The following is an 11823-nucleotide window of genomic DNA, read 5'->3' as shown; positions in this document are numbered from 1 at the left end:
TAGGGATCATGTATGGCCAGTCGAAATACCGCTACGCGCGCTACCGCGCCTTCGCCCACTTCCGTTTTCGCAGACACCAGCGGCATGTCGCCGCAAATGCGTAAGCTGGGGAGTCAGATCTCCCTTGCCGCCGCCACCGATGCAAGCGTGTTCATTATCGGTGAAAGTGGCGCGGGTAAGGAAATCGTTGCGCGCGCCATCCACGATGCGAGCGATCGCCGCGACCAGCCCTTCGTGGCGGTCAACTGCGGCGCGATCAGCGGATCGTTGGCGCATGCGGAACTCTTCGGCCACGAGAAAGGCAGCTTCACCGGTGCCGTGTCCCAGAACGCCGGCTATTTTGAATTTGCCAGCGGCGGCACCCTGTTCCTGGACGAAGTCACGGAAATGCCGCCGGACATGCAGGTGCACTTCCTGCGTGTGCTGGAAGTGGGTACGTATCAGCGCGTGGGCGGCACGGATGTGCTGCGCGCCAACGTGCGCGTCATCTGTGCCAGCAACCGGGATCCGGCCGCCTCGGTCGCGGACGGCCGGCTGCGTCAGGATTTCCTGCACCGCCTGCTCGTGATTCCGCTGCGCGTGCCGCCGCTGCGCGAGCGCGGCGACGATGCCCTGCTGCTTGCAAAGCAATTCCTGGACACGCTCAATGCCCAGCACGGGACGCAAAAGACGTTTTCCCCGCACATGCTGGAAGCGATCAAGGCGCACGACTGGCCGGGCAACGTGCGCGAGCTGCGCAACGTGATCCAGCGCGCCTACATCATGGCCGATACCGAGCTGGACGCCGAATTGCTGTCGCGCAACCGGGGCCCCAATCAGGCCCAGATGCGCGAAGGATCGCTGAACTTTCCCGTGGGCATGCCCCTCGGCCGCGCCCAGCGCGAGTTCATCCTGGCCACGCTGGCGCATCATGCCGGCGACAAGCGCCTGGCTGCCGAGACGTTGGGCGTCAGTCTGAAGACGCTGTACAACCGTCTGGATGTCTATGAAAAGGACGAGCCCGAAGCGGCCGCCTGAGCAGTTCTTACCACCCCCTTTGTAATAGTCTCCCAGCACGCCGCGTTCCCGACGCGGCTTCGCCCCGCGCACAAGGCTGGCACGATCTTTGCGTCTACAAGAGGAATGAGCCGCCTTCCGGCGGCTGCCCCTTCAGGAGACTCGATTGGGCCACCCGATGCAAGAACTTCGCCTGCGCCAGCAAATGACGCTGGCGCCGCGTCTGCAACAATCCGTCAAGCTGCTTCAGATGTCGGCGTTGGAGTTCACGACGGCGGTGCAACACGCGCTTGCCACCAACCCATTTCTTGAAGATCCGGACGAGTCGGAGCCCGAGGCGGCCTCGGCCGCACCGGGCGCCCGCGGCGAGACCACTGAGGCCGATGGACAGCCCGCGCCGGAGCCCGTGGCGGCGTCGGAAAGCCCGGACGTCGGTGAGCCGCCGCCCGACGCGCCCGCCTACTCCGGCGACTACCCCACGCACGCCCCGTCCGGCGGCGACAGTGACCTGGGCCAATGGGCCTGCGCCAACGTGTCGATGCGCGATCGCCTGTCCTTCGAACTGGGCAACTACAACCTGCAGCCGCGCGACCGCCTGTTGGCCGAATTCATCGTCGACGCGCTGGACGACGACGGCTATCTGCGGGCGCCACTGGACACGCTTTGCACCGCAGCCGATGAAGACATCAACCCGATTCCCGACGAAAGCGAATGGATGGCGGCCCTGCGCCTGGTGCAGCAGCTGGACGCGCCCGGCATCGCGGCGCGCGATCTGCGCGAATGCCTGACGCTGCAACTGGCGGCGCTACCCGACGAAGACGAAAGCATCCGGGCGCTGGCCGAGCGTATCGTGCAGGATCATCTGGAGCGTCTGGGCAAGAACGATTACGCCGGCCTGCGCCGCGCGCTGGGGTGTTCGGACGACGCCCTGCGCGACGCCTGCACACTCATCCGGCACCTGGATCCGAAGCCCGGCGGCCGCTACAGCGGCGATGCGCCGGTCTACGTCGTGCCGGATGTGTTCGTCGACAAATGGCAGGGACGCTGGCGCGTGCTGCCCAACCGCAGCGCCATGCCGCGCGCGCGCTTGCACAGCGCCTATGCCGACCTTTTCCGCCGCGCGCGGCTGGATGACCGCAGCCCCATGGCGCAGGAACTGCAAGAGGCGCGCTGGCTGGTGCGTAATGTCGAGCAGCGCTACACGACCATCCAGCGGGTGGCCGAAGCGATCGTGAAGCGCCAGCAGATGTTCTTTGAATACGGCGAAGTGGCCCTGCGCCCGCTCATGCTGCGCGAGGTGGCCGACGACCTGAACATGCACGAATCCACCGTGTCGCGCGCCACGGTCAGTAAATACATGACCACCCCGCGCGGCGTCTTTGAGTTTCGCCACTTCTTCTCGCGCGAGCTCGCCACGGAATCGGGCGGCTCGTGCTCCGCGGCGGCGGTCCGCGCGCTGATCAAGGAAATGGTCGAAGCCGAAGACCCGTCCATGCCGCTATCCGACGTGGCGCTGACGCAGCAACTGGCGTCCAACGGCATCCTGCTTGCCCGCCGCACGGTGTCCAAGTACCGCGGCCAACTGCGGGTGCCGCCGGCCGAACTGCGCCGCCAGCATTGAGTATCGGCACCGGCATGAACCGTCGCCGATATGGCTTGCGTGGGGACGATGTCTGAGACTTGCGCAACACCCACTACGCCCCATAAAAAAAGGCTTCCTCGCGGAAGCCTTTTTGGGTGGGCTGCTTACTTGCTGCCGCCCGTGTTCGGATATCCCGGAGGAGGCGCGGCGCCGCCGGCCGGCGTATTCGGCACATTGTCATTGGCTTCGCGCTTGCGATTGGGCATTTCTGACCCATGCTTGTCCGACTTCATGTGACCGCTCTTGTCCAGATTCGGCGGCGTGGTGCCGGTCTGGGAACCCGCATTCGGGGCCGGCGGAATCTGGCCCGGAGGCACCTGGGTATTGGGCGGCACGGCAGCCCCATCATTCGGCGTCGTGGACGGCGAGGTCGGGGGCGTGCTGCGGCCCGTGGATTGGGCATAGGCACCGCCGGCAGCGAGGCCGGCAATCATGGCAAACGCGCAAGTCATGGCACGGTATTTCATAGCGTAGCTCCTTCCTTGGTTGAAATGCTTCAACCTAGTCGCAAGCCCCGTGCCTGCCCCACGCTTTACCTAATTCCCCTGCGGTAGTCCGCAATGGGGGGCATTTTTTACCTGCCGTTGAAACACTTGACCCCCCAATCGACCCCTACTTCGCGCGCTGCGGGCCCGCGCTCTGCTCCAGCATGCGCTGCACCCGCTCGCCCAGCGCGTCCAACGAGAACGGCTTGACGATCAGTTCCATCCCGTCTTCGAGAAACCCGCCCGCGCTGGCCGCGCTTTCCGCATAGCCCGTCATGAGCAGGACACGCAGGCCGGGGTGCGCCACGCGCGCCGCGTCCGCCAACTGGCGGCCGTTCAGGTTGGGCAGCCCCACGTCCGTCACGAGCAGGCTCAGGTTGCGCGTGGAGGTCACCAGTTCCAGGCCCGCCTCGCCGTCGCCGGCTGTCAGCACATGCAGGCCCATGTCGACCAGCGACTCGCGCACCATTTCGCGCACGTTCGTATCGTCTTCCACGACGATGACGAAGGCCTGACCGGCCGACGCCGCCTGGGTGCCGGTTGCCCGCGGCGCATCGGCGGCCATTTCCGGCACACCCTGATGCCGCGGCAAATACAGGCGGACCGACGTCCCGACGCCTTCCGCGCTTTCCAGCACGGCGCTGCCGCCCGCCTGCTTGGCAAAACCATAGGTCATCGAAAGACCCAGCCCCGTGCCCTCGCCCAGCGGCTTGGTGGTGAAAAACGGATCGAACGCATGCGCCAGCACATCGGGCGACATCCCGCATCCCACGTCCGACACCGTGACCTCGACAAAAGCGCCCGGCTTGACGTCCGGACTCTGGCGCAGCGATGACGCATCCAGGTGCGTGTTCGCCGCGGCAACGGTCAGTACGCCGCCATTGGGCATCGAGTCGCAGGCGTTGATCACCAGGTTGAGCATCGCATTCTCGAACTGGTTCTTGTCGCAGTTGACGGGCCACAGATCCGGTTCCAGATCGAAGACCAGTTTCACGCGCTCGGCGGTGTAGCGATGGAACAGGTCCGTCATGGAATGCAGCGTGGCCTCGACGCTGAACGGCTTGGGGTCGATCGGCTGGCGCCGCGAGAAGGTAAGCAGGCGCTGCGTCAGATGCGCGGCGCGGTTCGCCGAATCCATGGCCACCGTGATGAAGCGCTGCGCCTGTTCCGGCGCGCCGGCCGACAGCTTGCGCTGAATGAGGTACAGCGCGCCCGTGATGCCCTGCAGCATGTTGTTGAAATCGTGCGCGATGCCGCCGGTCAGACGCCCCACCGCCTCCATCTTTTGCGCCTGGCGCAACGCATTCTCGGTATCGGCCAGCGCCTCGGCCTGCGCCTTCAAGTCCGAATCGTCGCGCCCCGCCACGTACAGGCTGTCCTGCGACCACGACATGCTCCACGTGATCCAGCTGTAGCCGCCCTCGCGGCGCAGCACCCGGTTTTCCAGGTGGCGGGCGGGCTGTGCGCCCTCAGCCTGCGCCTGATGCGACCAGGCGGCGCGCGTGGCGTCCAGGTCATCCGGGTGGATCAGTTCGGCCAGTCCCATCGACAGGAACTGATCGGGACTCCACCCCAGAATCGATTGCACGGCGGGATTCACGCTGGCGAACCGGCCCCGGCCGTCGATCACAGCCAGCAGCTCGGGCGACATCCGCCAGATGCGGTCGCGCTCGGCGATGGCGTGTTCCACCCGCTGCTCCAGCATGCGCGCATACTGCGAGCGCTCGACGGCGTCGCACATCCGTTCCGCGACTTCCTCGATGAAGGCCAGGTCCGCGGGCTTGAGCCGGCTGGTCGACAACGGGCGGACCACCAGGGCACCGCCTTGCCGCGCCCAGCGGCGCATCGGCACGACGATGGCCGACGGGCGGATGTCGCCGCCCTCTTGCGCCACGAGCGGCTGCAAATAGGTCGTGCGCCCCTTGCGCACCGCCTCAAAGAAATCGTCTCCCAACTGGTCTGTAGCCAATGCGTCCTGGCTCGCCAGGTCGGTCTCGGACCGCCAGCTCGTCGACACCACCGGCGCCGCGCCATCGCCGGCCCAATCCAGCACCGCCACCAGGCCCAGCGACAGATGCTGGCCCAGTCCCGCGCAGGCGGTCTCTTCGATCGCAGGCTGCAGATGCAGTTCACGCATGCGGTCGCCAAGCGCCAGCAGGAAATTCTTGCGATGCTGGCCTTCCCACAGCTCGGTCTCGGCGGCCTTGCGCGCGGTGACGTCTAGAAACAGCGCCATGATGCGATCGGGGCCTTCCTTGCGGGCCCGCGCCTCGTACCAGGCATCCTTGGGCGCCGGCACCGCAAACTCGAACTGGGCAGGCTCGCCCGTTTCCACGACTTGCGCGAACGTATCCAGGATCTGGCTGGGCACGCCGGGAATCATCTCGCGCAGCGTGTGGCCCAGCGTGTCGCCTTCGCGCATGCCGCTCTGGCGTTCAAAAGCGGGGTTGACCTCCAGAAAGCGGAAGTCCGCGATGCGGCCGTCATCGCCGCGCAGGGCCTCGGCCAGGAAAAACGCTTCCTGCATGCCGTCGAACATCGCGCGCCAGCGTTCGCCGCTGCGGCGCAACGCGACGTCCAGCAGATGCCGTTCGATTGCCAGCGCCGCACTGCGCGTGACCAGCGCGATCGCGTCGATATCCTGCGCGGACGGCAGCCGGCTTTCGTCGTAGTAATTGGAGAACACGCCCAGCAACCGCCCGTCAGGCGCCTTGATCGGCGTGGACCAGCACGCGCGAAGGCCATTGGCCAAGGCAAGGTCGCGCCACGGCGCCCACCGCGGGTCGTTGGCGATGTCGTCCGTGTAGACGGCCGAGCGCGAGTGCGCCGCAGCGCCCCACGAGGCAGCCATCGGCCCGATGGCTACCCGATCCACGGCGGCATTGAACGCGTCCGGCAGGCCGGGCGCGGCGCCGTGCCGCAATTCGGTCCCCGCGATGTCCACCAACGCGATGGACGCGCGCAGTCTCACGCTCGATTGCGCCTCGATGGCGTGAAGCACGTGCTCCAGCACCTGCCGGATCGGTACGCCGGCAGCAATGCGCTCCAGCATGATGCGTTCGTCTTCAAGACGAGATAGCGTGTCGGTCCATGGCAGGGACACGCGGTCTTGCTTGGTCAGCATGGTTCCCCCTATCGCAATACAGAATGTATCGCGATAGACGCGCGCGTGGCGCAACCCTGCGTAACGCGACGCTACCCTTCCTGGGAAAAACGGGAGCGTTCAGGCGGGACCGGCGGCGCCGGCCGTGGCATGCCGCCGTCCCGTGCGCCATGCAAGACCCGCGCTGATCACCAGTGCGGCGGCAAGCAATCCGCCCGCCATCGCGGCCACGCCGTGCCAGCCGCCGGCCGTCCAGAATTGGCCGCCGAGCGCTCCGAGCACGCTTGACCCCACGTAATAGACCAGCAGGTAGAACGAGGCGGCCAGCGCCTTGTAGCCACGCGCCATCTGTCCGACCCAGCCGCTTGCCACGGCGTGCGCCGCGAAAAAGCCGAAGGTGAAGACCACGATTCCGGCGATCAGCACGGGCAGCGAGTTGGAGAGCGTCAGCAACAGGCCCGCCAGGGCCAGGCTTGAGGCGGCGGCCAGCATCGCGCCACGCCCGTGCCGGTCGGCCAGGCGGCCGAACCAGGTCGAGGCGAAGATGCCCACCAGGTAGACGACAAAGATGAACCCGATGAAGGTCTGGCTGAGCGAAAACGGCGGCAGCAGCAGGCGAAAGCCCACGTAGTTGTAGACTGCGACGAACGCGCCCATCAGCAGCCCGCCCATGGCGAACAGCGCGCACAGCGGCCCATTCTTCAGGTGCGCGCCGGCGCCTTCGCGCACATCCGCCCAGACGCCCGTCCATCCCTGGCCGCGGCGCGGGGTAAAGCGGCGCGAGGCCGGCAGGAGCCACACGAACAACATGGCCGCAACGATGCCCAGCAGTCCCAGCGTGCCCATCGCCGCGCGCCATCCGAAATGGTCGGACACCAGGCCGGTGATGACGCGCCCAGACAGCCCGCCAAACGCGCTGCCGCTGATGTACAGCCCCATCGCGAGGCCCAGCGTGCCGGGCTCGACCTCTTCAGCCAGATAGGCCATGGCCACGGCCGGCACCCCGCCCATTGCCACGCCTTGCAGTGCGCGCAGCGCCAGGAGGCTCTGCCAGTCCGGCGCGACGGCCGCGATGGTGCCGAGGATGGCGGAGGCGAACAGCGACCACGCCATGACGCGTTTGCGCGGCAAGGCGGCGGAAAACAGACCCACGAAAAAGATGGCGATGGCCAGTAACCCCGTGCACAGCGACAGCACCAGGCTGCTCTGGGCCGGCGACACGTTGAACGCGTGCGTGAACAGCGGCATCAGCGGCTGCACGCAATACAGCAGGGAAAAGGTGGAAAAGCCGGCCGCAAAGAGCGCCCATTGGGCGCGTCGCAGTCCCGGCGTGCCGCGCGCCAGATACTCCGGCGCCGGGGCGCCGGGTTTCGTGGCGGGACTTGCAGATGGGGTAGACATCGGGATTCTCGAAAAACGCCGGGCATGAGCCCGTGAAGACAAGGTAGACTTTTCCCCTGCATATGTCCAATATATGAAACCGGACCCGTTCATATTTAAAAACGATGGAATTGCGCCACCTGCGTTACTTCACCGCCGTTGCCGAAGAACTGCACTTCACGCGCGCGGCCGCGCGCCTTGGCATCGGCCAACCCCCGCTCAGCCAGCAGATCCAGCAACTGGAGCGCGAGATCGGCACGCCGCTGTTCCTGCGTCTGCCGCGGGGCATTGCGCTGACCGAGGCCGGCGCTCAGTTCCTGGACGACGCGCGCGCCATCCTGGCCAGCGCAGACCGCGCCGTCGATACGGCACGGCGGCTGGGCCGCGGGGAGCGCGGCGCCATCACGGTCGGCTTTACGGCATCGGCCGTATTCCACCCCTATTTGCCCCGCGCCATCCGCGCCTTCCGCGACCGCTATCCGGACGTGCGCATCACCCTGACCGAAAGCAACACCGTCACGCTGCTGCGCGGGCTGCGCGCCGGCGAGGTGGATGTCGCCTTCGTGCGCCCGCCCTACGTGCTGGATGCCGAATTCGAATCCGAACGCGTGCTGGACGAGCCGATGCTGATCGCCCTGCCACCCGATCACCCGCTCAGCCGCAAGCGCGCCATCCCCATCGCGGCGTTGGCCGAGGAGGACTTTGTCCTCTATCCCCGGCCGATTGGCGCGGGCCTGTACGACGCCATCCAATCCGCCTGCCAGCGTGCCGGGTTCGCGCCGCGCGTCATCCAGGAGGCGCCGCAGATGGCGTCCATCGTCAGCCTGGTGGCGGCGGGCGTGGGCATTTCCATCGTGCCTGCCGCCATGCGCCACATGGGCGCGCAAGGCATCGAGTACCGCCCCATCAAGGGCGATGCGCCGCACGCGCTGCTGGACATGGCCTACCGCCGCCATGACCGATCGGTGGCCGCGGAAAACGCTGTCGGCATGCTGCGCCGGCTGGCGCATCCCGAACGCGAGTGAACCCAGCGGCAGGCCGTATCCGCCTGTCGCGTTTGTCATTTTCTGTAAACCGTCCAGGCGGCGCCGGGGATAGACTCTCGCGCTTGCCGGCGATGCGTCCCCGTGGGAGACGCGGTGTCAGCCGCGCTCAACTTCATAAAGGTGCTCCCGTGAGACGTACCCTTCTGGCCCTGGCCTTTGCAACGATCCCCGGCCTGGCTGCCGCCGCCGCGCTGCCCTCCTCCATTGGCGCCGTCACCGTCTATCAGGACCGCGCCGTCGTCACCCGCGCCGCCAGCAGCGAGCTTGCCGCAGGCGAACACGAGCTGATGCTGGAAAACCTGCCGGCGTCGCTACAGGAAAACTCGCTGCAAGTCTCCGCCAAAAGCACCGGCCAGGCCACGCTGCTTGACGTCAAGGTCAGCGACGTCTATCAGGCCGCGACCGCGAACGAACGCGTGCGGCAGATCGAGGCGCAGATCGACAAGCTGGTCAGCCGCCAGGCCGCGCTGGACGACGAAGCCGCGGTGCTGGACAACCAGCGTGAACTCATCCTGATGATGCAGCGCGGGGCCACCGAGCCGGCCAAGGACGGCGCCCGCCTCACGCTCGACGAATTGAAGGCGATCCAGACGCTCAGCGCCGAGTCGCTGGCCACGACGCTGGCGGGCCTGCGGCGCGTGGCCGAACAGAAGACCGAGCTGGAGCGCGAAATGACGGCGCTGCAGACCCAGCTTGGCCTGGTGCGCGGCGAATCGGGCCGCCGCACCAAGACCGTGACGTTGCGGGTCAACATGGCGCGTGCGGGCAAGCTGGATCTGGCGCTGTCGTACGCCGTGGCCGGCGCGCGCTGGACGCCTGCCTACGACGCGCGCCTGCGCCCGGCCGATCGCAATGTGGATCTGGGCTATTTTGGCGTCATCCGCCAGAACACCGGTGAAGACTGGAAGAACGTGAAGCTGACGCTGTCCACCGCCCGGCCGTCGCTGGGCGGCGGCGCGCCGACGCTGCGTCCGTGGATCATCGACGTGGCCGCACCGCCCCCGCCGCCCCGGCCCGTTGCCGCGCCGGCTCCGGCTGCCGTCCAGGCCGAGATGCACGCCAAGCGCGCGCCGCGCGCCAGCGCAATGGAAGACAGCGCCGTCCTGCCCGAGCCGGAGCCCGAAGTCATAGAGGTCTCGACCGCCCAGGTCCAGAATGCCGCGACCAGCGCGTCGTTCCAGATCAAGAATCCCGCCACGCTGCTGTCGGACAACACCACGCAGCGCGTCGCGATTGCCACGGCCAGGCTGCCCGCCGCCTTGCAATACCAATCCACGCCGGGGCTGCGCGAGACCGTCTACCTGACCGCGCAAGCCAGCAACAACACCGACTTTCCCTTCCTGGCGGGCCCGCTCAATACCTTCCTGGACGATGCCTTTGTCGCGTCGGGCGCCATGAAGGCCGTGATGCCCGGCGAAAAGCTGGAATTGGCCCTCGGCGCCGACGATGGCATCTCCATCAAGCGCCAACTGGTGAACCGCTACACCGAAAGCACCGGATTTTCGGGCAGTGGCAAGCGCGTCACCTACGAGTACAAGATCACCGTCAAGAACAACAAGGCCACCACGGAAAAGGTGTCTTTCGCGGATCGTCTGCCCATCTCGCGCAACGAGAAGATCGTGGTCAAGCTGCTGTCGCCGTCCGAGCGAGACATCAAGCGCGAAGAAGACGGCAAGCTGGTGTGGGACTGGGAGCTGGAACCGGGCAAGTCGCGCGAGACCGTGCTGAAGTTTTCGGTCGACTATCCGGGCGACATCGCCGTGTTCGGTCTGTGACGTTCAACCCATGACCCTCAGTGCGTGCGGCAGAACTCGATGAACGCATCGGGTTCCAGGGGCACGGAAATTCCGTAGCCCTGCGCCACATCGCAGCCCAGTTCGCTCAGGAGCTGCACATCGCGCTCCTGCTCGACGCCTTCGGCCACCACGCGCCGGCCGAGCACTCGCCCCATCTCGATTGCGGCCGCCACCACGGCGCGCGAGGCGGGCTCGCGGTGCATATGCACGATGAAGTCGCGGTCTATCTTCAATTCGTTGAACGGCATGGCGGAAAACAGGCGCATCGACGCGATGCCAGCGCCAAAATCGTCCATCGCCAGCTCGAATCCGCGCACACGTAGAAGGTTCAATGTCGACGACAGCGCCAGCCAGTCGTTGACCGGCTCGTCCTCCGTCAGCTCGACCTTGATCAGCCGCGCGGGCAGACCCGCCTGCCCCACCTTCTGCTCCAGCAGGCCAGGCAAGTCGCGCGAGCACAGCGTGGACGCCGAGGCGTTGATCGCAATGGGCACGGCGATGTCCTCGTCCTGCATCTGGCGCAGCACACTCAGCACGCGGTCGGTGACGCGGCTGAACAGCATACGGTCCATGCCCAGCCGATGCGCCGCCGGCACGAAGTCGGCGGCGGAAATGGCGCCCAGCTTGGGGTCGACCCAGCGCGACAGCGCCTCGGCCGCGACCACGCGCCCCGTCGACAGGCTGATCTGGGGTTGCAGCACCACGCTCATGCCGTTGCCGGAAAGCAGCGCCTGGCTCAGCGCGGCTTCCATGACCTCGCGCCGCACGGATTTGGGTTTGTCCGGCGACGTGGATTCGTCGTCGATGCTGTGCAGCGCATTCTTGATGGCCTGCTGCATCGCCACGCGCGACACGGGCTTGGACAGCGCCTGCGCCGACGGGCAACCGGCCTGCAGGGCCAGCCGGACATGCGACTGCAGCAGCTCGTCGCTCAGGCTGCTGATCCAGATGATCGGCGGCATGCTTTTCAGACGCCCCGCATCCACCAGCCGGCGCAGGTCGTTGGGCAGGCGCGTGCCGTCGCCTTCGCCCATCACGATGTCGCTGATCAACACGTCATGGTATTGACGCGTGATCGCGCCAACCGCCTCGATGCTGCTTGCCAACCCCGCCACGCGGCGGTAGCCCAACGCCAGCAGCATGTTCTGCAGGTAGGCGCGTTCGACAGGATGATCTTCGACGAGAAGAATTCGTCGAGACGCTCCGGCATCGGGTTTTGGCATTGCTGACCGTCCTGAACCTGTACACACGGAAAGAAGCCGCACGCGGCCCCAGCCTGCGCCTGCCGCGGGCCGGTTGCGCCGGCCAACTGAGAGCGTGAATCAATGCTAAGGCATCCACGCGAAACATGTCTTTATCGATAACGGGTTAATTC

General features: G+C 66.6%; 8 protein-coding genes. 4 read left to right on the top strand and 4 right to left on the bottom strand.

Translation table 11 applies throughout. The features are described from left to right. The first annotated feature begins 96 nt into the window (after positions 1–96). Positions 97–1017 (top strand): sigma-54 interaction domain-containing protein, encoded by a 921-nt coding sequence (locus CLM73_RS13495; RefSeq protein ID WP_199778333.1) that lies wholly within the window; start codon positions 97–99, stop codon positions 1015–1017. A 157-nt stretch (positions 1018–1174) separates the two neighbouring features. After that, a complete protein-coding gene (locus tag CLM73_RS13490) occupies positions 1175–2617 on the top strand; it encodes an RNA polymerase factor sigma-54 (protein ID WP_105238862.1) in 1443 nt (480 codons plus the stop codon). A gap of 125 nt (positions 2618–2742) precedes the next feature. On the opposite strand, the gene CLM73_RS13485 is transcribed toward CLM73_RS13490, so the two are convergent. The 3 genes from CLM73_RS13485 to CLM73_RS13475 form a co-directional block, all read right to left on the bottom strand. Next, on the bottom strand, positions 2743–3105 hold the full coding sequence (locus CLM73_RS13485; RefSeq protein WP_105238861.1) for a hypothetical protein: 363 nt from the start codon (positions 3103–3105) through the stop codon (positions 2743–2745). 145 nt (positions 3106–3250) lie between these two features. Further along, entirely contained in the window at positions 3251–6247 is a 2997-nt protein-coding gene (locus tag CLM73_RS13480; RefSeq protein ID WP_105238860.1) for a PAS domain S-box protein, read from the bottom strand. Positions 6248–6346: 99 nt separating this feature from the next. Continuing rightward, positions 6347–7627: an MFS transporter gene (locus CLM73_RS13475; RefSeq protein ID WP_105238859.1), complete on the bottom strand. Its 1281-nt coding sequence runs from the start codon at positions 7625–7627 to the stop codon at positions 6347–6349. 104 nt (positions 7628–7731) lie between these two features. On the opposite strand from CLM73_RS13475, the gene CLM73_RS13470 reads away from it, so the two are divergent. Together CLM73_RS13470 and CLM73_RS13465 are read left to right on the top strand one after the other, a co-directional pair. After that, on the top strand, positions 7732–8631 hold the full coding sequence (locus CLM73_RS13470) for a LysR family transcriptional regulator (protein WP_105238858.1): 900 nt from the start codon (positions 7732–7734) through the stop codon (positions 8629–8631). Positions 8632–8780: 149 nt separating this feature from the next. Further along, complete coding sequence (locus tag CLM73_RS13465) at positions 8781–10427, top strand: mucoidy inhibitor MuiA family protein (protein WP_234015869.1); 1647 nt, start codon at positions 8781–8783, stop codon at positions 10425–10427. Positions 10428–10444: 17 nt separating this feature from the next. On the opposite strand, the gene CLM73_RS13460 is transcribed toward CLM73_RS13465, so the two are convergent. After that, positions 10445–11671 carry an EAL domain-containing protein gene (locus CLM73_RS13460; RefSeq protein WP_105238856.1) on the bottom strand — a complete coding sequence of 409 codons (1227 nt, stop codon included), beginning with the start codon at positions 11669–11671 and terminating at the stop codon, positions 10445–10447. Between the last annotated feature and the right edge of the window lie 152 nt (positions 11672–11823).

It is taken from the genome of Achromobacter spanius (assembly GCF_002966795.1).
Lineage (GTDB): Bacteria > Pseudomonadota > Gammaproteobacteria > Burkholderiales > Burkholderiaceae_B > Achromobacter > Achromobacter spanius_D.
The sequence above is the reverse complement of the archived record's forward strand: the minus strand, read 5'-3'. Positions and strand labels throughout refer to the sequence as shown.

What these genes read in the sequence shown, in the direction of transcription:
- CLM73_RS13470 (WP_105238858.1), top strand. Translation starts at nt 7,732, where the DNA reads ATGGAATTGCGCCACCTGCGTTACTTCACCGCCGTTGCCGAAGAACTG.
- CLM73_RS13495 (WP_199778333.1), top strand. Translation starts at nt 97, where the DNA reads ATGCGTAAGCTGGGGAGTCAGATCTCCCTTGCCGCCGCCACCGATGCA.
- CLM73_RS13460 (WP_105238856.1), bottom strand. Translation starts at nt 11,671, where the DNA reads ATGCCAAAACCCGATGCCGGAGCGTCTCGACGAATTCTTCTCGTCGAA.
- CLM73_RS13490 (WP_105238862.1), top strand. Translation starts at nt 1,175, where the DNA reads ATGCAAGAACTTCGCCTGCGCCAGCAAATGACGCTGGCGCCGCGTCTG.
- CLM73_RS13475 (WP_105238859.1), bottom strand. Translation starts at nt 7,627, where the DNA reads ATGTCTACCCCATCTGCAAGTCCCGCCACGAAACCCGGCGCCCCGGCG.
- CLM73_RS13485 (WP_105238861.1), bottom strand. Translation starts at nt 3,105, where the DNA reads ATGAAATACCGTGCCATGACTTGCGCGTTTGCCATGATTGCCGGCCTC.
- CLM73_RS13480 (WP_105238860.1), bottom strand. Translation starts at nt 6,247, where the DNA reads ATGCTGACCAAGCAAGACCGCGTGTCCCTGCCATGGACCGACACGCTA.